This is a genomic window from Candidatus Kaiserbacteria bacterium, assembly GCA_016699245.1.
Taxonomy (GTDB): domain Bacteria; phylum Patescibacteriota; class Minisyncoccia; order Phycocordibacterales; family UBA918; genus Damh-18.
Genome location: CP064968.1, coordinates 151384 through 177378 on the forward strand (window position 1 = coordinate 151384; position 25995 = coordinate 177378).

A 25995-nucleotide genomic window follows, 5' to 3' on the forward strand; every position below is an offset into this window, starting at 1 on the left:
GGGTTTTTTCAAGGTTCCCGAGGACCGACCTCGGGAAACTTTTAATAAGCTCCGTCGACAGGAGGATTCTTCCATTACATGGACTGTTTAGGTCGTATGACAATTTAAGTTCCCTAGGGCTCCCCTGGGAACAAAGAAAATCGCCTGACCAAGGTCAGGCGATTTTGGTGGATTGTGGGTAGGGAAAATCAACTGAGAAGTGTACCAACGGCGACAAGGAAGTTGCCCACTGTGCCGGTCCCAAAAAGGAAGCCGAGTAGAGTGCAAACAGCAACCGCAGGCCATAAGATATAAAAACCCAAACGGTGATCATGCCAGCGATGGCCAAACCCCCAATGTCCCACAGCCTCGGAAACGATAACAATCCCAAGTGCTCCAAAAAGAACAATCATCCATGCGGTTACGAGTATGGGAGAAAATATACCCAACCCAAGACCGACGATAAAACCAACAAAATACAGAAACAGTAACTCTAACATCAGGATTCTCCTTTAAATAACACGAAAGCAAAGCAGATTCTATCACTCGTATTGACTACTGTATAGAGACACTCTTTCCTTTGCATACTGTTTCTAAAATATTATCATTTAGAAACTGCCTATGGATTTTCTGATGTATGTATATCACTATGCTACTCGTCTCTCATAGTAAATATTAGTGAATAAGTGTCTATTTTAACTACCTATTCACTAAACTTTGACAATAAGGTGTGAAAACACTATAATATTAAAGGTTAATTAACTAAACATTATGGCTATCACCAAACCAATCATAACGAGACTCCAAAATCTCAAGATTGCCTTTGAGACTCTCAAAAAAGGCAAAGAATCACTCTTGGTACTAGTAGATGAGGCTGAAGTGGCTGAGGCAGTCTACAACTCTAATGCTATCGAAAACTCGACACTCACACTCAAAGAGACAGAGAAGATTCTTTTGGAAATGGCTGTGGCTCGAGAGGTATCTGTTCGAGAAGTTTTTGAAGCAAAGAATCTCGCTCGAGTAGTTGCGTACATTAGGAACAAATCGCAAGAGCTCGAAATAAATAAAGAAGTAATTCTTTTTCTCCATCAGATGCTTATTAGTGGTATCAACGATGAGATTGCAGGCCGTTTTCGAAAGACAGGTGAATACGTTCGGGTTGGTACACATGTCGCTCCCGCACCAGAACATGTTGAAAGAATGATTGACTCATTACTTTCCGAATATACAGGTAATCTCTCAAACTTTTTTTTGGATAAAATTGCAAAATTTCACCTCGAGTTTGAGACGATTCATCCGTTCTGTGATGGTAATGGTCGTATTGGTCGTGTCCTTATAAACTATCAATTACAAAGACTTGGGTTTCCAGGTATTATTATTCGTGATAAAGAAAAGAAAGAGTATTACAGCACCTTTACTGAATATCGAGACAAAAAGACAGCGAAGAAAATGGAAAAGATACTCGCTCTTGCTCTCACGGAATCACTCCATAAAAGAATCACGTATCTTAAGGGTGATAAAATTGTGACTCTTTCTGATTATGCAAAAACTAGTCATGCATCAGCATCTGCAATCTCTAATGCTGCGCGCCGACAAAACATTCCTGCCTTCAGAGAGAAAGGTGTTTGGAAAATTGCGGAAGGATTTGTTTATAATCCAAGTTAGAAAATTCAATATACTCTCATTCGTCTATGAGTACTCAGCGGTACACACCAACATTCGTGAATAGAGATACTTCAATCGAACCCAATGTCCCACAGCCTCGGAAACGATAGCAATCCCAAGTCCCCCAAAAAGAACAATCATCCATGCAGGTACGAGTATGGGAGAAAATATACCCAACACAAGACCAACGATAAAACCAACAAGATACAGAAACAGTAATTCTAACATCAGGATTCTCCTTTAAATAACAAGAAATCAAAGCAGATTCTATCACTCGTATTGACTACTGTATAGAGAACTCACGGAAAAATTTTTCTCACTCAACAATCCCGAGGAAAGACTGTACATTTTTGGATGTAAGTACCTATTGAGTATAAAAAGAAACCGCCCAACTAAAGCCAGACGGCTTCGGTAGGGTGGTTGGTTAGTCAGTACTGATGAGATTTTGCAGCTTTATGCTCGTCAATTACCAAACGTCTAGATGCTAGTTTCTTCACACCAAGTTTACTCAGGAGTTCGAGACTTTCGATCCGGATGTCTTGCAGGCGGATGGGAAAGCATTCGGTTGGCGTCTTGTCGACTATCTCGAGAAAGAGTCGTTTTGCTAACCGCTTCTTTCTCATCTTAAGCGCTAATAAGCCAAATCGATACAAACCTTCATAGCCCAACTTTCCAGGCTTGTCTGCCACTGCTTCCGAACATTGGCGGGTGGGTTTTTTATTGAGGAAGAGGATTTGAGAATTGTCCAGAACAATCGCTTGAAAGAGGTGGAACGCGTCACTTAGCCTGCCATTGTGTGCAAGGCAGATAGCGAACCTTTCTGCATGAGGGTTTCTGCCACTTAAACTGCCATCAGCTTCGATGATTGTTGCTAAACGCGATAGGTAGTGGATAAGGTCTGTGGGTGGAAAGAAGCTCGGAGCACCACCTGCAGACGGTCTGTATTCCTGACCTTTGATTCTCCGAATCCACTGTATAGTGGTGACGAGACTACTTGAATGAGCGGGAGAAACGGTTGCCATTTTGCATTTCCTCTCAAATGGTTATGGTACCTAAAATAGTTTGTAGCGCAAATATACGAGATAAGAACGCCTTGTTTCGGCAAGGTGTAAAAACACTATAATGGAATTTTAATAAAGTCAATTTTTTACACAACGGCACCACCTATGAAACACCGTGAATTTCTATTACTTTTTAGCATATATTCACGCCATATTTCATATTTTTGATGTGAAATTGCGATCCAACAGCGTTTATTTCATTGAATGTATACCAAAGATATTTCCTTCTGTATCAAAGCAAAGAGAAATAAAACCATACTCCCCAATACTCATCTTAGGCCTCATGATACGTCCTCCCGCTCTAACTACTCTTGATTCTTCTATTGCAGAGTCTTCAGAACCAAAATATACAATGGTACTGTTGCCACCCGCTTGCACACCCTCCATTTGCACTAAGGCGCCACCCGCACCATATGACTCCATATCACCAGGAAAACTCATCATTTTTAAACCTTGATGACTTGGATCACCTAATAATTCTAATTTTGTATCAAGTACATTTTCATAGAATTTTGTTGCTCTTTCTATATCATCAACATAAATCTCAAACCAAACAGATGCTTTTTTCATAGATATTAAGTGTTATTGTTAGAAATTAATTATATCAAAGTTCAATAAAAGTTCATCCTAAAATTCTAGCGAAATTCATTTGTATCCTTAATTAGGAAGGGTAGTGTTGTGTCTGGGTTAGCAGTCAGTGATGAAAAAGCCTGATTGTACAAAAGCTGAAATTCATATATACTGAATTTATGAATACAATCAAACTCCAACAGCGTGGACTACTCACGCTTCCCTAAAAAACTCCGTGATGCCCTTTCGCTCAAAGAGGGACAGATACTCACTGTGGAGCACACAAACGGAAAAATAATCCTTGAACCGCAGACATCAACGATTGATAGTGAACTCGCACACGCTATTACGCAGGGTCTTGAAGATATCAAGCGGGGAAAGTTTATTGAGTTCGGTAGCACGGCTGAGTTTCATAAGAAGCTTAAAAACTATGTTGATTAGGCTTACCGATGGAGCAATAAAGCAGTATACGTCACTGCCAAAACAACTTCAGAAGAAGACCGATAAGCAGTTTTCATATCTCATTGAGGATTTCAGACACCACTCGCTTAAGGTAAAAAAGTATCAAGGTTTTGAAAATCTTTGGCAGGGAAGGATTGATAAAAATTACCGTTTCTACTTTCACATAGTCGAACCCCACTACATAATTGTCTCAATAATTAATCATCCTAAGTAGCCTAAAAAAGACAGATTAGTTACAAAATACTAGTCTACCCTTTTGGCTATAGAACCCCGTGGACTACTACAGCCCCGCGCAATCATAGAGACACTCAATCTCCGCATCCCACAATTCAGAGAAACAGCAAAGCACGGCAACTTCGGCAATGGGTTAACCAGGGATGTATAGGGATTAGCGACAAATATTTGTATAAGTACAAAACCCGCCCGCGCTGCGCGCAGGCCGTGTCTCTGTACACATATAGACAAGGGAAGCCCGTTCGCGTTAGCAACAGGTGTATACTTATGGTATGAAAAATATGATACACACCTGTGAGAGCAGGGAAGTGCTGAAGAAACTATCACAAACTATTAGCGATACTTTTTTATCATTTGAGGTACCTATAGAGATTATAGATGTTACCGAAGGACTTCGCTTCTATCACTTTAAAATTAAAACACGTGAGCCTGTGCGCATGCGCGCAATAAAGGCATTTGAAGATGATTTACGCTATGCGCTTGGTATCAGCACACTCGAAATAGAAGCTCCTCTAAAGGATGAACCGTTTGTAGGTATCACCATTGTAAAAAAACAAGAACCGCTATCATTGGACTGGAACGCTGTAGTACAGGAACCAGAGTTTACAGAAAATGACGACCTTGTGATACCACTCGGCAAAACAGAATTTAATGAGAGTATGTACATCGACGTGCGGAGAATGCCACACCTTCTCATCGGAGGAGCAACAGGCTCAGGGAAGAGCACGTTATTGCATTCCATTATTAACTCACTCATCACAAAACATACTCCTGACAGACTGCGACTGATACTGGTCGATATAAAACGTGTTGAGTTACCTCTGTATATCGGTCTACCGCACCTACTCACACCAACTATAACCGATGTAAAAAAGGTAATGATTGCTTTGAAGTGGTGTGTTAAGGAAATGGAACGACGTATAGATATTTTGATGGAGTTCAAAGTACAAAATATTTCGTATTACCACGAAAAAGTAGTAGGAAACAAAAAGTACGCAAAGCAAGATATTGAAACAATGCCATACATTGTCGTCGTGATTGATGAACTTGCCGATTTAATGGCTGCATACCCAAAGGAATTTGAAGCATGTATTTTGCGTTTGCTCCAAAAGTGCAGGATAGTAGGCATTCACCTCATTATTTCAACACAACGCCCTTCGGTGAAGGTGATTACTGGTCTTATGAAGGTAAATATATCGAGCAGAATTGCTTTGCAGGTCACCTCATATACAGATTCTCGCACCATACTCGATCAAAGTGGTGCAGAAACATTGCTTGGCAGTGGTGATATGCTCATGCTCAGCGATGGCTCCCCATGGCCCACACGACTGCAAGGATACTTCATAAGTGATGAGCAGATAACCAAGAATGTACAAAAAATTTGCAAACTGGATGCAACTGATGCAGTCTCTGAAGAGAGTGAGTCTATTCAGACTCCAGCAATTAATGTATTTAAAGAAGATGACGAAGATGAAGACGACCTCTACGAAGAGGCAAAAGCATGCGCGATTGAGGAAGGGAAAATCTCAACTTCATTCTTGCAACGAAAATTACGAATCGGATACGGTCGCTCAGCACACCTCATAGACATGCTCGAAAAGCGGGGTATCATCGGTCCTGCTGATGGGAGCAAACCCCGTGAAGTAATTCTTCCAGAATAAAATATTTTAACTCCTCGCATCACATTTCTTGAAGGAAAAGGTTCTGATGTCGACAGCAGAACACTCAGTGATATTCTGAAAAAATGAACATGGTATGTGATAAAATATTTGAGTATGGAAATTCCCCAAAATATTCTCAATAAATTTTTGGTTAGACCAGACTATTTGGAGTGGATTGAAGCCCAGCAGTCAATTTATGTATATTTTGACTTTACTAATATGCTCCATTGGCAGGATAGACTAGGTTGGAAATTTCGTTTTGAGGACTTAATGACACAACTTCTTTCATACCCAAATATAAAAGAAGTAAAACTATACTATGGCGAGAATCCACGCGATGAACTTAATTCTAAAGCTTTTCATTCTCGGTTGCGCAAAACAGGCGCTATTGTTCGCAGTAAACCAATGAAGTTTATACAGAGACACATACATGAAGGGCTATTCTTTCAACGCAATACATTAGCAACCTTTGATGAAACCATTTCAGCGAGTATTGTCACAGTTGTAGAGCAATTAAAGGAATCAGGATTGGTTATTGAAGAACCAAAATGTAATTTCGATGTTGAAATGACGATGGATTTACTTGATGATACCGAAAAATTTACAACAGTTCTCCTTTTTTCTGGTGACTCTGATATGTATGCCCCATTAGAGCGTCTAAAAATTAAGGGTAAGGCGATTGGTGTTGTTGGTGTTCGTGGTCATGTTTCGACCGAATTACACGAAGTTAAAGATAAATATATTGACTTCGGAAAGTTTTATACAGGCAAGCGCAACTATAAAAGCGAAAATCCCGCCAATTAAAGCGGGACCGCAAAATTAGTAGAATTGCTTCTACGTTTTAGATTATACAGTATTTATAGCAAATAACAATAGTTATCAACACTTATGAAAAGTACTCTCGTATAACAAAAAATCCCTCATTGAGAGGGGTTCTTTGGTATGCCTGGCTTCAGCTTACAGAATCTGATGGCTGAACGGGGCTTTCGCCCACAGGCACTATCTAAATATACACCGAATTTCACTGATTGTCGCATAATTATAATGAATTACGAAATCCCTTCTCAAAATTTGTAACTATCTCATATGGGGACTGTGGCGAATTGTGCTCGTCACCATTGGTGCAATTTTCTTTTTTGAGCATGGTTTTGGCCAGAGCTATATTTTGAATCAGAAAATCTTTTCACAGATATATGGATTTCCACATATGCATTCGTCGTGTTTTACGGCCTTGCGCTATGGCACGTCGTCTCCGAAGGTGAACGTGACGTGTCTCTTTGGGTAAAGATAAAACAAGGGATTGTAATTTCATTCAACAAAATGCTCTTTGCATTTCTCGTATTCACCATATACATCATGGTAATGGCCGCTGCGAGTGAAGGGGTGTAGCAGTATGAGATAATAGTTACACAAGCGACATACGTTCAAAAGAGTTTTAAATATTTATGTATTTATGAAAAAAGAATCAAAAAATAAAGCAATTGCAATTTTTGAAGGCAGTCACATTCGACGTCATTGGGACGACGAAAAAGAACTTTGGTATTTTGCTATTATGGATATTATCCAAGTATTAGCACAAACTGACAGACCACGAAAATACTGGAATGATTTGAAAACTAAACTTAAGAAAGAGGGAAGTGAGGTGTCCGAAAAAATCGGACAACTGAAAATGCAGGCTAGTGACGGCAAGTTTTATCTTACTGATGTCGCTGATACAGAGGTGTTACTCCGCCTCATCCAATCCATTCCATCCCCAAACGCTGAGCCATTCAAGCTTTGGCTTGCGCGTGTGGGCTACGAGCGCCTCGAAGAGACTGCCGACCCAGAATTGGCCATTCAACGCTCTCTTAAGACATATTTGCAAAAGGGATACAGCAAAGACTGGATTAACCAACGACTGAAGAGTATCGAAATCCGAAAGACGCTCACTGATGAATGGGAAAAGCGAGGTGCAAAAGAAGGTCTAGAGTTTGCCATCCTCACAAACGAAATTACCAAGGCATGGACTGGCATGACGACCAAAGAATACAAAAATTTAAAAGGACTAAAAAAAGAAAATCTGCGTGACAACATGACCAACCTTGAATTGGTGCTCAACATGCTCGCAGAGACGGCAACAACAGAAATCTCAGAAAAACGTGAGCCAAAAACGCTGGACGAAAATAAGATTGTTGCTCGTGAAGGCGGAAGTATTGCAGGTAATGCGCGCAAAGACATTGAGGCAAAAACAGGAAAGAAAGTAATCACAAAGAAAAACGCAAAAGTGCTCCTTGCAAAAAATATTAAGAAAATTAAATAGCAGTTACAAAGGTCAGACCTCGCCGGCATCTTCTACGGCATCGACTCTGTACCAAAAGGCTGGTATGAAGCTGTAGTGAGAATAGGGGAGATAGAGGAATTGTGTGTTTAGTTGAATAGATGCTACGCTACTACTATATGAAAACTCAAATCATACAGGTCGTTAAATTTGTTGGAGCAGTAGTCCTGGTAGCAATTTTGATTCCTACTATTTTTTATGTTTCTCTTCTATTGTGGGGAGATTGGCATGATGAATGGAGCGGATACAACGCAGGATGGTATATAAGTGATGGTCAATGCAATATTGCGGTGATTCCGATTGATGGAGAAATCACTACGTTTCCATATGAACTTGGAGGCGAGGAAGAGGGTGACCCTCCATCACTCTCTACAAGTATGACCGACACACTTTCGCTCCTCAATACTGCCGAAAATTATGACCCCAACATTCAGGGAATCCTCATGCTCATCGACTCAGGAGGAGGCTCACCATCAGCATCGAAGATGATTGCTGATGAGTTGAAGGGAAGTACACTTCCTGTCGCGGCCTTTATTCTCGACTATGCAGCTTCCGGTGGCTACTACGTAGCCACCGGCGCCGACACCATCATCGCCAATCCATTTTCCGACGTGGGCTCCATTGGCATCACCATGTCATATCTCGACTACTCAAAGCAAAATGCTGAGCAGGGGCTCGAGTACGTTTCACTCTCCTCTGGCAAATTCAAGGATTCAGGCACGCCAGACAGGGCGCTCACCGCAGAAGAGCGCGCACTCTTTGAGCGCGACTTAAAGATTTACCACGACACCTTTGTAAAAGAAGTGGCACAGAATCGTAATCTCCCTGTAGAAGACGTAGCAAAACTAGCCGACGGCTCCACCCTCCCCGCACCACTAGCATTAGAAGCCAAACTCATCGATCAAATAGGAGGGAAGGAAGATGCTCGCGCGTGGTTTGCAGAGCAATTGGGGATGAATGTGGAGGATGTGGTGTTATGTCAGTAAGACTTTCTTTTAAAAATGACATATTTTCAAGAATAATTGAGTAAAGTGAGTTGAGATGATAGTGTTATATTATGACTAATTCAGACAGACTTGAGAATTTAACAGAAAGAATAATTCAATTTCGTGACGACCGAGATTGGAAGCAATTTCACGACCCAAAGAATCTTGCCATTTCTCTACAGTTAGAGGCCTCAGAGGTTTTAGAGCTTTTTCAGTGGACGAAAGATAATGAGATAAAGAACGGAAAAGAAGAAGAAATTGCAGACGAACTCAGTGATGTCTTTTACTGGGTCATTATGCTTGCACATTACTACAAAATTGACCTCATTGGTGCTTTGGAAAAGAAAATGTATAAAAATGAAGTAAAGTATCCAGTAGAAAAAGCTAAAGGAAAGGCCGACAAGTATACCGAACTCTAATATGATTGTTTATCAATCAACGAAACTGGGGTTTTTAAAAGATGCTTCAAATGGAATTGAAGATATTGTTAGGTCTCGAGTAAAGGAAAAACTTAATATTGATATTCAAGTTGGAAGTAGCGAGTACAACTCATGGAAAAATTCCCTTGGCGATGCAATGTATAAAGTAATGCAGACAGATAAGATCCCAGATGATTCCGGCATAGCTATCGAATATTCAATACCTCGAGCAAAAAATCGCATCGATTTTATTATTACAGGTGAAGATGATGAAGGAAAAGAAAAAATAATTATCATAGAACTTAAACAGTGGACTGATATAGAAAAGACAGACAAAGATGGTGTCGTCTTGACTCGTTTCAAAAGTGGTCCGAGCGAAGAACCGCATCCTTCATATCAAGCCTGGTCATACTCAGCTCTTCTTTATGGATTCAATGCAACAGTATACGAAGAAAAAATTAGCCTAGAGCCTTGCGCATACCTACATAATCATATTGATAGTGATGTTATTTTAAGCCCATTTTATCAAGAGTATTTGGATAAAGCCCCAGCATTTTGTAAAGGTGACAAAGAAAAACTTCAAGATTTTATCGCTAAATTTGTAAAGCATGGTGAAAAGAAAAATACACTTTATAGAATAGATAATGGAGAAATTCGCCCATCAAAAAATCTTGCTGACAGTCTTACCTCAATGCTAAAAGGTAATCAAGAATTTGTTTTGATAGATGAACAAAAAGTTGTATACGAAACTGCTCTATCTCTTACGAAAAAATCATCAAAACAAAATAAAAATGTATTAATTATCGAAGGTGGCCCAGGTACAGGTAAATCAGTTGTAGCCATAAATCTTTTAGTTGCAATTACTAAACTTGGACTGAATACACAGTATGTAACAAAGAATGCTGCGCCACGGGGAGTGTTTGAAGCAAAACTTACGGGCACATTTAAGAAATCAGAAATATCAAATTTTTTTACAGGATCCGGTTCCTTTGTTGGAGAAAAGGAAAATATTTTTGATGCTCTAATTGTAGACGAAGCTCATAGACTTAATAAAAAGTCTGGGATGTTTAAGAATTTAGGCGAAAACCAAATAAAAGAAATTATTGATTCTGCAAAATGCTCAATATTTTTTATTGATGAGGATCAAAAAGTGACGTGGCATGATATAGGTAAAAAAGAAGAAATTGAAAAATGGGCTGATAAAATCCATGCTAAAGTTTGTAACCTTAAGCTCGAATCGCAATTTCGGTGCAATGGTTCCGATGGCTACTTATCGTGGCTCGATAATATTCTCGGTATTAAAGATACTGCCAATACCACACTGGATGGTATAGAGTACGATTTTAGGGTTATAGACTCGCCTAACGAGCTGAGAGATTTAATTTTTGAAAAAAATAAGATAAATAATAAGGCTCGACTCGTAGCAGGATATTGTTGGGATTGGGTCAGTAAAAAAGACAAGCGTTTAAATGACATTCTTATTCCAGAGCATGATTTTGGTATGCAGTGGAACCTTGCGAGTGATGGAAACGTATGGATTATATCGCCAAAGTCTGTAAATGAAATTGGTTGTATCCACACATGCCAAGGCCTAGAAGTTGATTATGTTGGAGTTATTGTGGGTAGAGATTTTGTTATAAGAAACGGTAAAGTAATCACTAATCCTCATGAACGTGCAAAAACTGACGCCTCATTGAAGGGATATAAAAAAGAATTAAAAGAAAGACCAGAAGTTACAGCCGAAAAGGCTATGTCGATAATTAAAAATACTTATCGAACCCTTATGACACGCGGAATGAAAGGGTGCTATGTATATTTTGTAGACAAAGAAACTGAAAAATACTTTAAAGACAGAATGAACCTTTCAACACTTACTAAAAAGCCAGTATCAGAAAGTATTATTTCTCCATATGTAGAGGAAATGGTTCTAGTTCCACTCGTTGGATCTGCGCCTTGTGGTGAGCCACTTTTCGGTGAATCAAATATTGAAGACGTGATACAGGTTGAAAAAAGAAAAATCAGACCCGGCTCAAAATATTTCATTGTCCGTGCCTCTGGTGATTCAATGAATAAGGCTGGTATAAATGACAACGACCTCGTATTGTGTCGTTTTGCAGAGAAGGCAGAAACTGGTGACAGAGTAGTCGCGCTACTTGGTGGTGAATATGTGACTATAAAATACTATGATAAAAAAGATGGTCGTCGAATTCTGCTTCCAAAAAGTACAAACAGCACTCACCAACCAATAACTCCTGAGGAAGGAGACGTGGTGCAGGGTATTGTTCAAGAAATTTTGCCTAATCCTGAGTAAAAAATGGAAGAGAAGCGGTGGTGTAGTGAAATGGGGATAAGTACGTTTTAATTTCAGAAAAATAAGGTCAGCCACAATTTTTTATTGGTAATAACTTATGATTCTGATTTTAATGGTGGTCCGGTGGCAGGAGGATTCTTCCATTACATGGACCGTTTAGGTCGTATGACAATTTCTTCCTCTGGTCGAAATTGTCGACGACCTTTTCGAATCCTGACGAAAGCAATTTTGTATTGCTTTCTCCACTGGAGCTTGTTAGCAAAAATCCCCAAAGAGGGGATTTTTGCTAACAAGCTCCAGTGGCAGGAATTTCTCCATCGACTAATTTTCTAACGAAAATTGTCTGGGCACCGACTCACTGTTGCAAAGCAACATGCTCCGTCGTTCGAATCCTGACGAAATGTGCGCAGGCACATTTCTCCACCTCCGCAAATTAAAATAACCCCATGAGGGGTTATTTTAATTTGCTCCGGTGGCAGGATTCGAACCTGCGGCCAATTGATTACACGTGTCCTACTATTTCTAGTGGGGGTGGACTATATCATCATCCTTTCAAAACTGAATAGGATGCAAGGCGCTTCGACCCATTTCTGGGGCTACTCCCGTTAGGGATAGTCTCTGAACCTTCAATGATGTTTTCACATCAAAGCTTGGCTGCTGATTGCCCACAACATTACTTGCTAGGGTTTCCAGACAATTCACCTTGTTTTCGACCTACTTCTCAGTAGGAAGCTGCATTTTGAAACTCGATTGAGTTCGTGTTTACAGTCAACTGCTCTACCGCTGAGCTACACCGGAATGTGTATTTTTTCTGTGTACTTCATTGATAGTGTGGAAGCAATCTCTTGGGGAGCAGTTGACTGACAGTCAACTTTCTTACAGAAACTGTTCAGGTTGTATGATAATTTTCGTAAACTCAAATTATCGACAACCTCTTGCGAAGTGACTTTGTGTCACTTCTCACTCTACCGCTGAGCTACACCGGAATGTGTAGTCTATTCCATTATAGCCATTGTTAGCGTGAAACTTCTGTATTGGGAGCAGTTGACTGACAGTCAACCTCCTTAACAGGAGCTGTTTAGGTTGTATGATATTTTCTTTCGAAAATCTCGACAACCTCTTGCGAAGTGACTTTGTGTCACTTCTCACTCCACCGCTGAACTATACTGGAATGTGTACTTTGTCTCTCTATTAGGGACAGACAGCATTGTACAGAAAAATGGCGAGTCTGCAAATGGATAGCGAGGAATATGGGGTGGGAGGGGGGTAGGGCGGTATTGGTGATATACTCAGGTATTATGCGCTATGCATTTAGTCACTAGTATATGTACATACGTGTTCATGCGATTCCTAACGCAAAGAAAGAGAAGGTGATACGTGAAGACGAGACCACTTTTACTATTTCCGTAAAGGAGCCCGCAACACAAAATCTCGCCAACAAGCGGATTCGGGAAGTTTTGGCTCAGGAATTAGGTGTTTCTCCTACGCACGTGCGCCTACTGACGGGACACCAAAATAGGAGTAAAATGTATAGTGTAGAGATGTAGGTATCAGTTTAATCAAACAAACATATGACGTTTCCTCACATCAATGTAAAAGCAACTAACTACACTGTCACGCCCAAGTTAGAAACATTGCTTGATCAGAAGTTTATGCCACTCGGCAAATTACTCGATGATAGAAATGAAGTACTCTGTGAAGTTGAACTCGAGAAAGTCGCCGAACATCAATCAGGGAAAATTTATCGTGCAGAAGTCAATCTTACGGTAAATGGAAAGTTGTTTCGAACCGAAGCAACTGAAGAAGAAATGGAACAAGCTATCGACAGCGCACGGAACGATTTGAAAGCTGAGTTGCAGCGTGCGAACGGTCGTCGCCACAGTCTCGTGCGCAAAGGAGGGCAGATGCTTAAGGATATGATTCGTTCCGGAAAATAGGGAATAGTGATGTAACTAAAAACAGTAGGTCAGAAAGACCTACTGTTTTTAGTTATTGTATGAAAGTCTCGTACGACATTTCTTTTTTTCCTTCGGGGATGACGCGGAGAATTTTGAGGGAGCCGTCTTCGGCAAGTTTTGCATCTACTATTTTTATACGCATGCGCACGCCATTTTTCTCAGTGAAAAAGAATGTGCCAGGCCAGCCATCGAATGCACAGATTTTAAGGAAGTTTTGATAGTGGTCACCCTTGAGTGAAATCTCGCCCATCTCTTTTGTAATCTTTGTACAAAATGTTGCTTTGGTGTGGTCTTGCTCTGTGGGTGTTATCTCACCTCGTAGCCACTTCGGAATTACTTCTGCTAAAAGTGTGCCACCTTGATGTGCCATAATTTCATCGAGTTCGAGACCAGGGATAGGCCATGCTGGAGTAGGTGTTTTGATTTGCGCCACAATAGGTCCATGATCCATTTCTGCATCCATGTGCATAATGGTGACACCAGTTTCGCGTATGTCTCCGAGAATCGCACTTCTGATAGGGCTTGCACCGCGAAGTAGGGGAAGGAGTGAGGGATGCACATTGAGTGTCTTGTGTGTGGGGAGATTGATGAGCCACTCGGGGAGAATCTTGCCGTAGGCCACCACCACAAATAAATCCCATGATGCTTCGGTGAGTGTGTGGAGATCGTCAGGATTCTTGAGTGATGTGGGTTGGAATACGGGAATGCCATGTGCCTTGCCCCAGGTAGCCACGGGTGGTTGGGTCATGATTTGTTTTCGCCCAACGGGTGCATCGGGGTTCGTGACGATGAGACTTGGTACAATTCCTGCCTTCTCAAGTTCTTCAAGTACCCACACCGCAATCTGTGGTGTGCCGAAGAACGCAATGCGTGGGGGAGTGCTCATATTATTTTGCTTCGTGGAGTTGCTTGGCTTCTTCATCATCTTTGTGCCAGACACGCTCTGCTTTGTCGATGAAGAGAATGCCGTCGAGGTGGTCGACTTCATGTTGAAAAATTTGTGCAAGAAGTCCGCTCGCACCTCGCTCGAATTCCTTACCTTTTTCATCATAGGCGCGAATGGTGGCGTGGGTAGAGCGTCGCACCGCACCGTAGTTTTCACCCACTGAGAGACATCCCTCGCCCACAAGTTTTGAACGCTTTGATATTTTCACTATACGCGGATTAATAGCAATGATTTCAGGGAGAAGGCCCTTTTCTTCCTTTAGGGTGCTTGTGTTGTGCACAATAAAGATGCGAAGTGGTACGCCAACTTGTGGTGCCGCAATAGCGACACCATTAAAACCATTGATGTTGTATGCATCAAGCGCGGTGCGCATATCCTTCAAAATCTTCTGAATCTTTGGCGAGGTGATTTCCTCTACGGGAACCTCATCAGCAATATCATGAAGTGCGGGATGGTTTTGTGCGACTAATTTAGACATACGTTTTGCTACTATAGCGCAGAATTGATAGAAAATAAATATTACCGCAATGCAAGCCCATACAACACGCTTACCGTATACGTAACAGGTGTTACGTATACGGTAAGCGTGAGTGACTTACGATGTCCGACCATATTATAAAAAAAGATGCCCAGCGTATAATTGCTGGGCATGTGTGCGTTGCGTAGCGGGTCACCTTGGATACCGTTTAAACATCTCTTCGGCTTCTTCTCGTGAGGAGAAGTATCCAGTAAATTTCCCATCGTGATCAGTACCTGTGCGCCATTTTCCGTTCTTGTGAAGATACAGGTAGGACTTATTTTTGTCTCCTGCACTGCGGGAGACGTACCAACCGTATTTGTTTTCGCAGATCTCAATTTTTTCCACTTTCTGTTTCCTTTCTATGGACTGTTGGCAATTAACGACAAAAAAGATTATACCACATAGATAAATATAGTCAATCTTACACAATCCGGTCGGGGTTGATGACGATACGGACGGAGGGGGGGAGGGAGCGAAGTAATGCGCTTAATTTTTGGTTGGGCCATTCGTTACTCGGGATGCGCATGAGCCCGTACATTATAGGTGCTTCTTTGGTGGAGGTGGGGCTTTGGTAGACGGAAAGTTTGTAGTCCTTGAGGATTGCGGTTATGTCTTCTTCGAGTTTTTTGGTCACAAGCGGTGAGCCCTGCCAGGTAAGGTGCACAAAGGTGGCGTAGGGTGGATATGCAAATGATTTCCGAAGTGCAAGCTCCTCGGTATAAAAATTCTCCACATACCCATGGCGTGCAAAGGTGAGTGTGGGTGCCTCGGGAGCGCGCGTCTGAATAAATACTTTACCCTTTGTGCTTTCGCGAAGACGGAGGAGGAGGGCGAGATTTTCTTCTTCGAGACGCCAGGTGGGTGTTGCAAGGAGTGCGTCCATGTTGACCACGACCGAGAGGTCGACAGGCAGAGTGAGATAGGGAAGTGTCATGTGTGTTCCAAGCAGAATCACCCCTTTGCCAGAGTAGAAGGTATCACGAAGAAACAGCGCTTTTTTATAAGTCTTTGCGGTGATGTGGTCAAAGAGAATGACCGGGATGGTGGGAAATTGTTTATGCAGTTCGTCATATACCTGCTGGATGCCGATGCCGCGCTCGCGAAGGCGCCACGACCCGCATGCGGTACAGGTCTCGCTCGCGCGCACGCGCTCGCCCGAAGCACTACACACAAACCAGCGTTCCTCGACGCCACCTTTCATGGTACGAATGAGTGAGTACGGCGCGCCACTTTCTTTTGAGCGAAAGATGTACCCACAATCAATACACGACACCACCGGTGCGAGCCCACGACGAGCCGCAAAGAGAAACATACGCCCCTTTTTCTTGCGGACCTCTTTAATAGCCTGCACCACTTCTGGTGAAAAAAGTGCAAAGGATGCTGCAAGAGCATCTTCCTTTGGTGAAGTATCTATTACCTCAAGTGTGCCAGGAAGTTCTATGCGCTTCGGTGTTTCACCCAAGGTTGCATAGTGTTCATCCCGTCGTAGTGACTCTTCTTCGGCACGTGGCAAGATATCAGCAAAGAGCAGGGTGCGACCCGTGTGGCGCGCATGGATGCGGAGTACGTCGCGGTAGTCGAGATAGGGACGCGTCAATTCTTTGTAGTACGGTGAGCGCGCATGTTCGATAATGACGGTGGTAATGTCGTGTCGCTCTATGAGTGCATAGGTAGGTGTGGTGATAATGAGTTTTGCTTTGCTAAAATCCTCAAGACGCGCAAACCCTTTTTTGATTTCTGATTTTGTACATGCGGTAGTGAGGAGGATGATGCGGTCGGTGATACCATTTTGTAATTCAGTACATACCTCAGTTGCTTCTATCGATGATGGCACGACAATCAAGACTGAGCCACTGTGTGCAAAAGTCTCACGCACAAGTGAACGATACGCCAAATAGCGGTCGCTCTTTTTTGCTTCTAGTACTTGAGGCACGTGTGTCTCCTCGGGGGTCACATGATGTGTGTGGGGAATCTCGATTTCACCATTCCTAATTTCGGGAGGCAGGAGTGCATAAAGCACAGCACCAACGGAAGACGCATACTGAAGACTGAGTGCCTCTGCTGTTTTAACATATGCGTCTCCGAGGGAATGAAGTGTTTTCTGTGGTGGAAGTTTGCGCAGTGAAAAGGTGGCAGCACGGAGCGCGGTTTTTGTGGTGCTTACCTCATGCACTTCAGTAACGAGTCCAAGTGCAGATGAGTTACGCACAGGGATAGTGACAATACTTCCGGGTGCATACGAAATACTCGAAAAGTAGGAGAGAGAATCGATGGTGACACCGCGACGCAAAGGGACAACAGTAATTACGAACATTCTCGGTATTCTAGCAAATACACAGTGGTTTCAAAGGAAAACCCCCCGCGCGAGCAGGGGGTTGTATCATTGTCGATTAAAATTCGTCGAGATACTGCACATCGGCGCCCAGAGAGGTGAGGCGCTCAACAAGGTTTTCGTATCCGCGATTGATACTGTATATGTTGCGTAAGACGGAATGACCTTTCGCACCAAGCATCGCGATGAGGAGAATGGTAGCAGGACGAAGTGCGGGTGGACAGATGAGTTCGTTTGGTCTTAAGGTGCGAGGTCCGGTGATGTAGATGCGGTGCGGGTCGGCAAGCACGGTGTCGGCACCGAGTTTATCGAGTTCGGTAAAGTAGAGTGCGCGTTTTTCGTATACCCAGTCATGAATAAGTGTTTGTCCCTCTGCTTGTGTTGCGATTACTGCAAAGAAGGGAAGGTTGTCGATATTGAGTCCAGGGTAGACAGAAGGGTGAATTTTTTCATGAAGTGCAACGAGTTTGGAGGGTTTGGTAGTGATATCGACGAGTTTCGTTACCCCGTTATGAGAGAAGTATGTTTTTGACTTTGTGAATTTGAATCCCATCTTTTCAAGTTTAAGAAGTTCAATCTCAAGAAACTCAATGGGGCATCTCTCAATTTTGATACTCGAGTTGGTCACAATAGCGGTCGCGAGGAAAAACATGGTGTCAGTAGGGTCCTCAGAAAGTGTGTACTCAATATCCATGTTGAGTTTGGTAATGCCGTGGACGGTAAGTGTGGTTGTGCCCACACCTTCAATGACGACACCACATGCTTGGAAGAACGTGCACATCTCCTGTACCTGATAGTTTGCTGAGGCGTATTTAATAACGGTTGTACTTGGTGTGAGGGCTGCTGCCATAATGGCGTTTTCCGTTACCGTATCACCTGACTCATAGAGGATGATTTCTGTGGGTTTTTTTGGAGTTACCGATACTTTGAAATCAGTGGCAGTAGTCTCAATGTCGACACCAAAATGTTCAAGCGCGTAGAAATGTGGACGCACGGTACGACTGCCAAGTTTGCATCCCCCCGATTGTGGAAGTGAAAATGAATGGAGTGTGTGGATGAGGGGTCCAATAAACATCACAATACTGCGTGTCTTGCGTGCTGCCTCGATATCAATTTTCTTCAGTGCAAATACTTTTGGTGGGGTAAGTGTCACATCACTGCCATGCCACTCCACACGCATACCGATACTCTGCAGTACTTCGATGATGCGATGCACTTCTTCAATACGGGGTACGTGGCGAAGTGTTGTCTTACCCTTATTCATGAGTGATGCACAGAGAAGTCCTACCGCACCGTTTTTAGACGTTGAGGTCACCACGGTACCGCGGAGTTTTTTACCACCTTCTATCGCGAGATTCATAGAGCCAGGGGAGAGGGTAACAAGATTTTTCTTAAGCGCACGACCAATTTTTTTGAGCATATCAGCGCTCACGTTTTGATTACCACTTTCTATGCGAGCAATAGCGCTCTGTGTCGTCTTGAGGAGTTTTGCAAGTTCGCCCTGGGTCATACCCCTCGTCTCGCGGAGATCTGCTATTTGCTGTCCTATGTGTGTATACATACGTGCCGTGCTAATTCAATAATTTGATAAGTATAGCATCTATGCTATATGACGGAAGTAGGAGCGGGAATTCCAATATGTGGATAATCCGACTCGTATGCATTTTGTGATGGATTCGACTTACCGTGAAAAACCCCTATAATGGGGATATCGTATGGCTTACAGTTTTACTCCGAAGGTGGGAATCGACCTTGGTACGACGAACGTACTCGTGTTCGTCGAAGGAAAGGGAATTCTACTCAATGAACCCTCGGTTGTGGCGGTCTCGGGGCTCAATGAGATTCTTGCCGTGGGAAGCGAGGCAAAGCGCATGATTGGCCGTACTCCCGATACCATACGTGCGTACCGCCCAATGAAGGACGGAGTCATTGCTGACTACCGCGTGACCGAGGCTATGCTCCGCTACTTTTTGAAGAAAGCACTCGGTAGTTTTAATATTTTTAAACCAGACGTACTTGTGTCAGTACCTGCAGGAGTTTCTTCTACAGAAAAGCGTGCCGTGATTGAGGCTACCCTGAAAGCAGGCGCACGTAATGTGTATGTGGTGAAGGAGCCCATTCTTGCAGCGATTGGTGCAAAGGTTCCTATCTATGAGCCACAAGGGCATATGATTGTTGATATAGGTGGCGGCACCATTGACGTGGCAGTTATTTCTCTTGGCGGCATTGTGTCGTCGAACTCAGTGAAGTGCGCGGGTAATAAAATAGACGCTGCCATCATTGATCACGTGAAGAAGACGCACAATCTTGCGATTGGTGACAAGACTGCAGAGGATATTAAAATTGGTGTTGGTTCAGCCTTGCCACTTGAGGAAGAACTCAGTATGAATGTGAGTGGGCGTGATTTACTCACGGGGCTTCCACGCACTGCAGAAGTAAAAACAAATGAAATCGTGCGTGCTATTTCCCGCGAGTTGCGAGAAATGATAAAAGCAATCAAGGACGTGTTTCAGGATACCCCACCGGAACTCGCTTCAGATATTATCGATCATGGCATTATCATGACGGGTGGTACGTCACAGTTGCGCAATTTTCCTGAACTCGTAAAACGCCGTACGGGAGTCACCGCAGCACTCGCCGACCAAGCACTTTTTTGCGTTGCAAAGGGAACCGGTGAAGCACTCCAGCATCTTGATATCTACAAACGCACCATTCTCGCGAAGCGATAACATCTATATACGTTTATATTGATGAATAACTTCACGAGTGGGTCTCTTCGCCATTATTGACTTACATTGATATCCATAGTATAATAATAGCGTTATATTTTAGTTTTTTACGGAGGCTCAAATGCTTGGATTCGTGTACTCCCGTCGGGAGTTTGAAAAAGGTGCACCAGTAAAGTTCGAACGGTACGGTGTTCTCCTAACAGGAAGGGTGTTGGAGCAAAATGGCGAACGTGTCAGGATTGCACTTACTAAACCTGTCATTGTGGTCACCAAAACCATCAAGAAAAAATGGTTTGGGCGTATTGAAGAATTGAGTCAAGTGTCAAAATTGGTCTCTGAGATTGAACTTGCGTCGCACTATGTGTATTCGATTGACGAAGCACATTTGTAATATTAAGAAAGTCTCAGAGCCATCATGGCATCGTGTGAAATTACACGGTGCCATTTTATTTTCCCCTCCTTGTTACTTACGATACGCCTATGGCGCGGTATGATACTGGTATGGAAATACCACAGCAGAAATTTAAAACCCCTGAGGAGGAGATTGCTTTTTTACGTGGAGAGATGGCACGGCGTGAGCAGGAGGTCCTCTCTCGTAATAGAGAGATGGATGCCGCCGACCGTGACAGTGTGGGAAAGGAGGTTATTCGTGAGTACGCTGAGCATGATCCCGTCATGGTTCTTGAAAAGAAGCATCAACTTACGCCGCTGGCTGTTGCCGAATCTCATGGGCATGTGGAAATTGCACCTCATAAAGTGGAGGAGATAATCCACATAGCGTATGAAAAGGGTATTAGGAACGCGATGTCGGTCCTCGAGCGTATGAACGACCCGTTTCTCGCTGATGAAGTCCATCGCGAACTCGCGCGACTTATTAGGAATGAAACGCAGGTCGCTGACCTTAAAGAAAGTATGCCGCTCTGGAAAGTGCTCAACATGTCACTTTTTGAGATATCTCTTCCACATCAACCCGATGAGTCCAAGCAAGATAATATCAAAGCCATCTTTTCAGCAATGGAGCAATTTTATTCCGGCATGCAGACCATTTCGGCACGCAAGAGCCATTTGTGTTACACGCTTGAAATCGCTGTCTCTGATAAAAGTGACGATATTATTTTCTATGTTGCTGTCCCTACTGAGTTTGAAAATCTGTTTGAAAAACATTCACTTTCGCTTTTCCCACATGCGGTCCTCCGTGCCCAGCAAAACGATTACAATATTTTTGTGGATGGTGGTGTAAGTATGGTGTCTGTCCTTGAACTTAAAAAACATCCCATCTATCCACTCAAGCTCCATGAGACTTTCGAGAAGGATCCACTCAATGTTATTTTGAATGCATTTTCAAAAATTGAACGCAATGGCGGTGGTGCAGCAATTCAGATAGTAGTCGGCAATAGCGCTGATGAATACCATGACGAATATAGCAGTATTGTGAAACGTATGGAGAAAGGTGAAAAAGCAGAAGTATCGATTCGTAAAAGCAGTTTTGGCGGTCAACTTTTTGAACTGGTGAAAGACATGGCGGTAGACCAAAAAAAGAAAGATGACCCCAACCAATGCTGATAATAAAGTAGACACTGAAAAGATTGAAATTTTTGGAAAGAAGATTCAATCACCCGTGGTAGAAACCAACATTCGCCTTGCGGTGTCTGCGGAAACCCAACCCCGTGCACAGCAAATACTTACCGAGCTAGAGTCCTGCTTCAATCAGTTTCAGGATATGAAAGGGAATCAGTGTTCTTTCAGACGTTTTTCCGGAGGGAAGCAGCAGAAGATTTTACGTGATTTTTCGTTTCGTGAGTTTGATTCTTCGTTTGCGGTGCCACTCTCACTCACCGAACTTTCGACTCTCATACACTTTCCTGCAGAGGGTATTGAGTCGACACCACAATTCAAACAGTCACGTGCGAAGGGAGTCTCAGCACCACTTAATCTTCCAAAACACGGTACACTCCTTGGTGCGAACGAGTATCGAAATGTGACCACAAACGTATACCTTACGCCCGAGGATAGATTGCGTCATTTCTATGTCATTGGTCAGACTGGTGCTGGGAAATCTACACTCATAAAGAATATGATTGTGCAGGATATTCAGGATGGAGCAGGTGTGTGTTTTATTGACCCACACGGTACGGATATTATGGATGTGGTCGCTGGAATACCTCCTGAGCGTCTTGATGATGTGATCTACTTTGATCCAGCAAATCTTGAAACATCAATCGGGCTCAATATGCTTGAATTTGATGAGAACAAGCCTGAGCAGAAGACTTTTATTGTGAACGAGTTGCTTTCGATATTCCAGAAACTCTACGGAGCAAACCCTGAAGCACTTGGTCCTATGTTTGAGCAGTACTTCCGTAACTCCACATTGCTCGTTATGGAAGATCCCGCATCGGGGAGCACGCTCCTCGACATCTCGCGCGTTATGGTTGACCCCGTATTCCGCGCACGCAAACTTGCTAAGGCAACAAACCCTGTGGTGAAACAATTCTGGGAAAAGATTGCAACGAAGGCCGGTGGTGAGCAGTCGCTTGAAAACTTTGTACCGTATATTACCTCAAAGATTGACCCACTCACCGCCAACGACTACATTCGTCCTATTATCGGCCAGCAAAAATCTTCATTCAACTTCCGTGACATCATGGATACAAAGAAGATACTCCTTGTTAATCTTTCAAAGGGACGTCTCGGTGAATTGAATGCAAGCCTCATCGGTATGGTCATTGTGGGCAAGATACTCATGGCAGCATTGTCACGTGTGGATGACCCCACAAAGGGTTTCCCACCGTTCTATCTGTATATAGATGAATTCCAAAACATCACTACTGATTCTATATCAGCGATTCTGTCTGAGGCGCGTAAGTATAAGCTTGGACTTATGATTGCAAACCAATATATTGCACAGATAGATGAAAAAATTCGTGATGCTATTTTCGGTAACGTTGGCTCCATGGCAGTCTTCCGTGTGGGTACCGAGGATGCCACATTCCTAGAGAAGCAATTTGCACCAACATTTCTCACGTCGGACCTCATGAATATCGAAAACCGAAATGCCTATGTACGTATTCTTGCGGACGGCACACCCACTCAGCCGTTCAATATTCATACCATGAAACCAAATGACCCTAATCCCGAGTATGCAAAACAACTCATTGAATACTCAACACTCAAGTACGGTACACCACGACTACAGGTAGATGCGGTAATACGTGCCCGATATCTTGCATAGTTATCAACGGTCGCGTGCGCTAGAGATTTCAATGCAATGGTACAATAATCATTAATATGGGAGGTAATAGTACTTTACAGAGTGCTGTGTTGTCTGATAATGGGGGAACACAGAAAAAATTTGACCTTAAGAGTTGGCAGGGTCTTACTGAGCTCCTCAAAGCAGGGAAAAACGCGCTTAAACCCGAAGTGTATGCTGAGTTTCGAAATCTTGTGCTGGAATACGCTCAGCATGGGGGAGATGCTGAATACAAAAAACGCATTGACGACGTCGTGGCGACTTTCAGTAACCCTGTGGCGGTACCTCCAAAGACGATTCCCACGGAAAGTATAAAAGATATAGCACCTGAGCCTAAGCCCGCGCTCCATTCCCGTCGTGTCGCCCCACGCTTTGGCGGTGCTTCGACAACCCCACCGTCACGTACTGTGGATGTCGGTAGTGTTACTCCTTTGTCGATTCTTCCACAAGAATCTGTGCTCGCGGAAATACCTCAAGCACCACAACCTGTTAAAGAGCCTGAAGTTACAAAGCCAGCACAATCAGTTTCAGTACCTGTTTCTGAGCCCGTGGCAATAGTTCCTGAATCAGTAGTTCCCCCCGATGCTCCTCCTGTTTTAGTTTCTTTGCCACCAACTCTAGAAACAGTCGTAGAACCCACACCCCTAGTTCCTGAGCCTGTTTCTACAGAGATTTCTCAACCACCGAAACAAGTAATTCAATCAGAGTCTGAGCAACCTCAGGAGACTAAGGATTCTTTTATGAGTATGGAGGAGTATAAGGAACGTGTCGCAGAGATTAAGCGTGCAGTCAATACGCATTTTGGAAATCCTGTAGCACTTATGGCGGTGCCAAACAACCTCGGAAAGATATACATGACTGCGCTCCTCGCTGCACTCAAGGCTTCCTCTCCAGGTAGTCCGGTAAGTGTAGATAGTGCAATACTAGAACTCGAACTCGCCTATAATCAATTGATTGAAGGCAATAAGGCCTCATCTTCTGCGGTACCCAGAAACACAGAGCAGGTCCCTCCATCTACTGCCGTACCCACCCTCGTTCCCGAAGCAGTAACGCCCGAAATAGTTTCTGAACCAAAAACTACACCTGAACTTGTTTCTACACCAGTACCTTTGGAATCTGTTGCCGAGACACTTGCAACGCTTGTGCCTCCGACAGAACCTGTTCCGCTCACAGAATCAGAGATTGGTATCTCTTTGCCAGAGAAATCTTTGTCACCAATACTGAATACGCATTTGGAAAACGACCCGGAGCGTATGAGTATTCTCGAGCGCATTGAATCAGAACAAGGTCTTCCAAGCTTACAAGAGCATACAGAAGCATCACGTTCTGAAGAAATGCACTCCGCGTTTGAAAAAACAGATAGCACTATTTCTGCGGTTGTTGGTTCGGTACACAAAACACTCAATCCACTTCCCGATACAATCTCTGGTTTTGTAACTGATGGCATTAGTGATTATGAAAAGTGGGCTGCTACTGCAGAATCAGCGTCTCCTATCACTTTAACTACTCTCGAATCAGAAGATCCTATCGCCATTCGGGAAAATAAAATGACCAAGAAAAATATTGTCGAAAAGAACGATACTGAAACACTTGTACATGAAGGAATCAACACCGATGACGTTGTCATAAAACAGACAGAACTTTTTTCGTCTCAGATTACAAAAACACTCGATAAAATGCTTCATGATTGGAATGTGTTTGCGGGGAGTGGATTTTTTGGTATTGGTCCTGGAGGTATTGAGCATCCCCTTTTCAAAAGGTTGGGAGTCTTGAGCATGGGCGAAGTGTTGGCAGGGCGCTTTGACGAGGCTGATCCTAAAATTGTCAAAGCCATTAAGCAATATGTCGATGCATGGCATCATGAGCAGGGAATCATTTTTACGCAAAACGAAACTTTTGAACACTATCTTCGCCGTGTGGTACAGAAGATTTCTAAGAGACAAGGCGGTTAAAATGATGCATACTGCATAGATATGCATCATGCAAATGCACTTATAGGGAGTCGTACGTGGGCGTATGCGTATGGAGGGTTCAACACAACAGGAGAAAATCCCGATGTCTCTCTCCGCGAGTTTGACCGGATGGCGATTGCTGATGTACGTTCACTTATTCATGATGCAATGCTTCGGCCAGTACAAGATGATGTTCGTGTATTTGTCATTGCAGCAGATTCCATTCTTGGTGAAGCCCAAAATGCACTTTTGAAACTTTTTGAAGAACCAAACGCTCATACGTGCTTCTACCTCATCATTCCACGTGAGGACATGCTCTTACCCACACTGCGCTCTCGACTTTCTATTATGGCTGTTGAAGATTCTGTTACTACGCATACTTCATTCATCGCATTTCAAAAGTTGGGATACAGCGAAAGACTTTTACTTATCACAAAAAAGCTAAATACCGAAGATAATGCATTTTTTGCTGAAATTGCAGCAGGATTTGCGGAGTACGCGCACACGAGAAGAAACGCAGCACTTATACAAGATTCACTCATGCTCGCCACGTATTTGCCCATGCCGGGAAGTTCCAAAAAGATGCTCTTTGAACACATCGCACTTACCCTTTGAAGAAGTACAAGAGTACGTTAAAATAGCAACA

Annotated in this window: 25 protein-coding genes; 17 read left to right on the top strand and 8 right to left on the bottom strand. The window is 43.1% G+C overall.

All coding sequences use genetic code 11. From position 1 onward, the window contains the following. Positions 1-188: 188 nt before the first annotated feature. Positions 189-479, bottom strand: coding sequence for a hypothetical protein (locus IPH92_00635; GenBank protein ID QQR65073.1), 291 nt, complete (start codon positions 477-479; stop codon positions 189-191). 271 nt (positions 480-750) lie between these two features. On the opposite strand from IPH92_00635, the gene IPH92_00640 reads away from it, so the two are divergent. Next, positions 751-1644, top strand: coding sequence for a Fic family protein (locus tag IPH92_00640; GenBank protein QQR65074.1), 894 nt, complete (start codon positions 751-753; stop codon positions 1642-1644). A gap of 24 nt (positions 1645-1668) precedes the next feature. Here IPH92_00640 and IPH92_00645 read toward each other — a convergent pair whose 3' ends face one another. The 3 genes from IPH92_00645 to IPH92_00655 form a co-directional block, all read right to left on the bottom strand. Then, on the bottom strand, positions 1669-1872 hold the full coding sequence (locus tag IPH92_00645) for a hypothetical protein (protein QQR65075.1): 204 nt from the start codon (positions 1870-1872) through the stop codon (positions 1669-1671). A gap of 200 nt (positions 1873-2072) precedes the next feature. Further along, complete coding sequence (locus IPH92_00650) at positions 2073-2666, bottom strand: hypothetical protein (protein ID QQR65076.1); 594 nt, start codon at positions 2664-2666, stop codon at positions 2073-2075. 231 nt (positions 2667-2897) lie between these two features. Beyond that, complete coding sequence (locus IPH92_00655; GenBank protein QQR65077.1) at positions 2898-3275, bottom strand: VOC family protein; 378 nt, start codon at positions 3273-3275, stop codon at positions 2898-2900. A gap of 204 nt (positions 3276-3479) precedes the next feature. On the opposite strand from IPH92_00655, the gene IPH92_00660 reads away from it, so the two are divergent. The 10 genes from IPH92_00660 to raiA all read left to right on the top strand — a co-directional run bounded on the left by IPH92_00660 (position 3480) and on the right by raiA (position 13602). Next, positions 3480-3716, top strand: a complete 237-nt coding sequence (locus IPH92_00660; GenBank protein QQR65078.1) for an AbrB/MazE/SpoVT family DNA-binding domain-containing protein — start codon at positions 3480-3482, stop codon at positions 3714-3716. Further along, a complete protein-coding gene (locus IPH92_00665) occupies positions 3706-3951 on the top strand; it encodes a hypothetical protein (protein QQR65079.1) in 246 nt (81 codons plus the stop codon). The genes IPH92_00660 and IPH92_00665 overlap by 11 nt, the downstream gene beginning before the upstream one ends. A gap of 292 nt (positions 3952-4243) precedes the next feature. Continuing rightward, positions 4244-5632: a DNA translocase FtsK gene (locus tag IPH92_00670; GenBank protein ID QQR65080.1), complete on the top strand. Its 1389-nt coding sequence runs from the start codon at positions 4244-4246 to the stop codon at positions 5630-5632. 114 nt (positions 5633-5746) lie between these two features. After that, positions 5747-6436 carry an NYN domain-containing protein gene (locus IPH92_00675; protein ID QQR65081.1) on the top strand — a complete coding sequence of 230 codons (690 nt, stop codon included), beginning with the start codon at positions 5747-5749 and terminating at the stop codon, positions 6434-6436. A 649-nt stretch (positions 6437-7085) separates the two neighbouring features. Further along, on the top strand, positions 7086-7931 hold the full coding sequence (locus IPH92_00680; protein ID QQR65082.1) for a hypothetical protein: 846 nt from the start codon (positions 7086-7088) through the stop codon (positions 7929-7931). A 137-nt stretch (positions 7932-8068) separates the two neighbouring features. Next, positions 8069-8935: a signal peptide peptidase SppA gene (gene sppA / locus IPH92_00685; protein QQR65083.1), complete on the top strand. Its 867-nt coding sequence runs from the start codon at positions 8069-8071 to the stop codon at positions 8933-8935. Between the two features lie 71 nt (positions 8936-9006). Next, positions 9007-9354, top strand: coding sequence for a nucleotide pyrophosphohydrolase (locus tag IPH92_00690; protein QQR65084.1), 348 nt, complete (start codon positions 9007-9009; stop codon positions 9352-9354). Between the two features lies 1 nt (position 9355). Then, positions 9356-11665, top strand: a complete 2310-nt coding sequence (locus tag IPH92_00695) for a DUF2075 domain-containing protein (GenBank protein ID QQR65085.1) — start codon at positions 9356-9358, stop codon at positions 11663-11665. Positions 11666-12990: 1325 nt separating this feature from the next. Next, positions 12991-13212, top strand: a complete 222-nt coding sequence (locus IPH92_00700; protein ID QQR65086.1) for a DUF167 domain-containing protein — start codon at positions 12991-12993, stop codon at positions 13210-13212. Between the two features lie 24 nt (positions 13213-13236). Then, positions 13237-13602 carry a ribosome-associated translation inhibitor RaiA gene (raiA, locus tag IPH92_00705; protein QQR65087.1) on the top strand — a complete coding sequence of 122 codons (366 nt, stop codon included), beginning with the start codon at positions 13237-13239 and terminating at the stop codon, positions 13600-13602. 52 nt (positions 13603-13654) lie between these two features. Here the strand turns inward: raiA and IPH92_00710 are convergent, their stop codons facing one another. From IPH92_00710 to IPH92_00725, 4 genes are all read right to left on the bottom strand, one after another. Next, complete coding sequence (locus tag IPH92_00710; GenBank protein QQR65088.1) at positions 13655-14509, bottom strand: methionyl-tRNA formyltransferase; 855 nt, start codon at positions 14507-14509, stop codon at positions 13655-13657. A 1-nt stretch (position 14510) separates the two neighbouring features. After that, positions 14511-15047 (bottom strand): peptide deformylase, encoded by a 537-nt coding sequence (gene def / locus IPH92_00715; protein ID QQR65089.1) that lies wholly within the window; start codon positions 15045-15047, stop codon positions 14511-14513. A 463-nt stretch (positions 15048-15510) separates the two neighbouring features. Next, positions 15511-17403, bottom strand: a complete 1893-nt coding sequence (locus IPH92_00720) for a hypothetical protein (GenBank protein ID QQR65090.1) — start codon at positions 17401-17403, stop codon at positions 15511-15513. 76 nt (positions 17404-17479) lie between these two features. Beyond that, entirely contained in the window at positions 17480-18982 is a 1503-nt protein-coding gene (locus IPH92_00725) for a UDP-N-acetylglucosamine 1-carboxyvinyltransferase (protein QQR65091.1), read from the bottom strand. Positions 18983-19136: 154 nt separating this feature from the next. Here IPH92_00725 and IPH92_00730 point away from each other — a divergent pair, with 154 nt between their 5' ends. The 6 genes from IPH92_00730 to IPH92_00755 all read left to right on the top strand — a co-directional run bounded on the left by IPH92_00730 (position 19137) and on the right by IPH92_00755 (position 25964). Next, on the top strand, positions 19137-20150 hold the full coding sequence (locus IPH92_00730) for a rod shape-determining protein (GenBank protein ID QQR65092.1): 1014 nt from the start codon (positions 19137-19139) through the stop codon (positions 20148-20150). 121 nt (positions 20151-20271) lie between these two features. Continuing rightward, the gene (locus IPH92_00735; GenBank protein QQR65093.1) at positions 20272-20541 is read left to right on the top strand and encodes a hypothetical protein; all 270 of its coding nucleotides are present in this window, start codon (positions 20272-20274) and stop codon (positions 20539-20541) included. 110 nt (positions 20542-20651) lie between these two features. Then, a complete protein-coding gene (locus IPH92_00740) occupies positions 20652-21713 on the top strand; it encodes a hypothetical protein (GenBank protein ID QQR65094.1) in 1062 nt (353 codons plus the stop codon). Beyond that, positions 21694-23379 (top strand): DUF87 domain-containing protein, encoded by a 1686-nt coding sequence (locus tag IPH92_00745; GenBank protein QQR65095.1) that lies wholly within the window; start codon positions 21694-21696, stop codon positions 23377-23379. The genes IPH92_00740 and IPH92_00745 overlap by 20 nt, the downstream gene beginning before the upstream one ends. Positions 23380-23435: 56 nt before the next feature. Beyond that, positions 23436-25349: a hypothetical protein gene (locus tag IPH92_00750; protein ID QQR65096.1), complete on the top strand. Its 1914-nt coding sequence runs from the start codon at positions 23436-23438 to the stop codon at positions 25347-25349. Positions 25350-25370: 21 nt separating this feature from the next. Next, positions 25371-25964 (top strand): hypothetical protein, encoded by a 594-nt coding sequence (locus IPH92_00755; GenBank protein ID QQR65097.1) that lies wholly within the window; start codon positions 25371-25373, stop codon positions 25962-25964. Positions 25965-25995: the final 31 nt, after the last annotated feature.

Coding starts and splice junctions, on each gene's coding strand:
- def (QQR65089.1), bottom strand. CDS start 15,047: ATGTCTAAATTAGTCGCACAAAACCATCCCGCACTTCATGATATTGCT.
- IPH92_00635 (QQR65073.1), bottom strand. CDS start 479: ATGTTAGAGTTACTGTTTCTGTATTTTGTTGGTTTTATCGTCGGTCTT.
- IPH92_00710 (QQR65088.1), bottom strand. CDS start 14,509: ATGAGCACTCCCCCACGCATTGCGTTCTTCGGCACACCACAGATTGCG.
- IPH92_00690 (QQR65084.1), top strand. CDS start 9,007: ATGACTAATTCAGACAGACTTGAGAATTTAACAGAAAGAATAATTCAA.
- IPH92_00655 (QQR65077.1), bottom strand. CDS start 3,275: ATGAAAAAAGCATCTGTTTGGTTTGAGATTTATGTTGATGATATAGAA.
- IPH92_00735 (QQR65093.1), top strand. CDS start 20,272: ATGCTTGGATTCGTGTACTCCCGTCGGGAGTTTGAAAAAGGTGCACCA.
- IPH92_00680 (QQR65082.1), top strand. CDS start 7,086: ATGAAAAAAGAATCAAAAAATAAAGCAATTGCAATTTTTGAAGGCAGT.
- IPH92_00665 (QQR65079.1), top strand. CDS start 3,706: ATGTTGATTAGGCTTACCGATGGAGCAATAAAGCAGTATACGTCACTG.
- IPH92_00740 (QQR65094.1), top strand. CDS start 20,652: ATGGAAATACCACAGCAGAAATTTAAAACCCCTGAGGAGGAGATTGCT.
- IPH92_00675 (QQR65081.1), top strand. CDS start 5,747: ATGGAAATTCCCCAAAATATTCTCAATAAATTTTTGGTTAGACCAGAC.
- IPH92_00670 (QQR65080.1), top strand. CDS start 4,244: ATGAAAAATATGATACACACCTGTGAGAGCAGGGAAGTGCTGAAGAAA.
- IPH92_00700 (QQR65086.1), top strand. CDS start 12,991: ATGTACATACGTGTTCATGCGATTCCTAACGCAAAGAAAGAGAAGGTG.
- IPH92_00755 (QQR65097.1), top strand. CDS start 25,371: ATGCATCATGCAAATGCACTTATAGGGAGTCGTACGTGGGCGTATGCG.
- IPH92_00730 (QQR65092.1), top strand. CDS start 19,137: ATGGCTTACAGTTTTACTCCGAAGGTGGGAATCGACCTTGGTACGACG.
- IPH92_00720 (QQR65090.1), bottom strand. CDS start 17,403: ATGTTCGTAATTACTGTTGTCCCTTTGCGTCGCGGTGTCACCATCGAT.
- IPH92_00645 (QQR65075.1), bottom strand. CDS start 1,872: ATGTTAGAATTACTGTTTCTGTATCTTGTTGGTTTTATCGTTGGTCTT.
- raiA (QQR65087.1), top strand. CDS start 13,237: ATGACGTTTCCTCACATCAATGTAAAAGCAACTAACTACACTGTCACG.
- IPH92_00750 (QQR65096.1), top strand. CDS start 23,436: ATGGGAGGTAATAGTACTTTACAGAGTGCTGTGTTGTCTGATAATGGG.
- IPH92_00695 (QQR65085.1), top strand. CDS start 9,356: ATGATTGTTTATCAATCAACGAAACTGGGGTTTTTAAAAGATGCTTCA.
- IPH92_00725 (QQR65091.1), bottom strand. CDS start 18,982: ATGTATACACACATAGGACAGCAAATAGCAGATCTCCGCGAGACGAGG.
- IPH92_00745 (QQR65095.1), top strand. CDS start 21,694: ATGACCCCAACCAATGCTGATAATAAAGTAGACACTGAAAAGATTGAA.
- sppA (QQR65083.1), top strand. CDS start 8,069: ATGAAAACTCAAATCATACAGGTCGTTAAATTTGTTGGAGCAGTAGTC.
- IPH92_00640 (QQR65074.1), top strand. CDS start 751: ATGGCTATCACCAAACCAATCATAACGAGACTCCAAAATCTCAAGATT.
- IPH92_00650 (QQR65076.1), bottom strand. CDS start 2,666: ATGGCAACCGTTTCTCCCGCTCATTCAAGTAGTCTCGTCACCACTATA.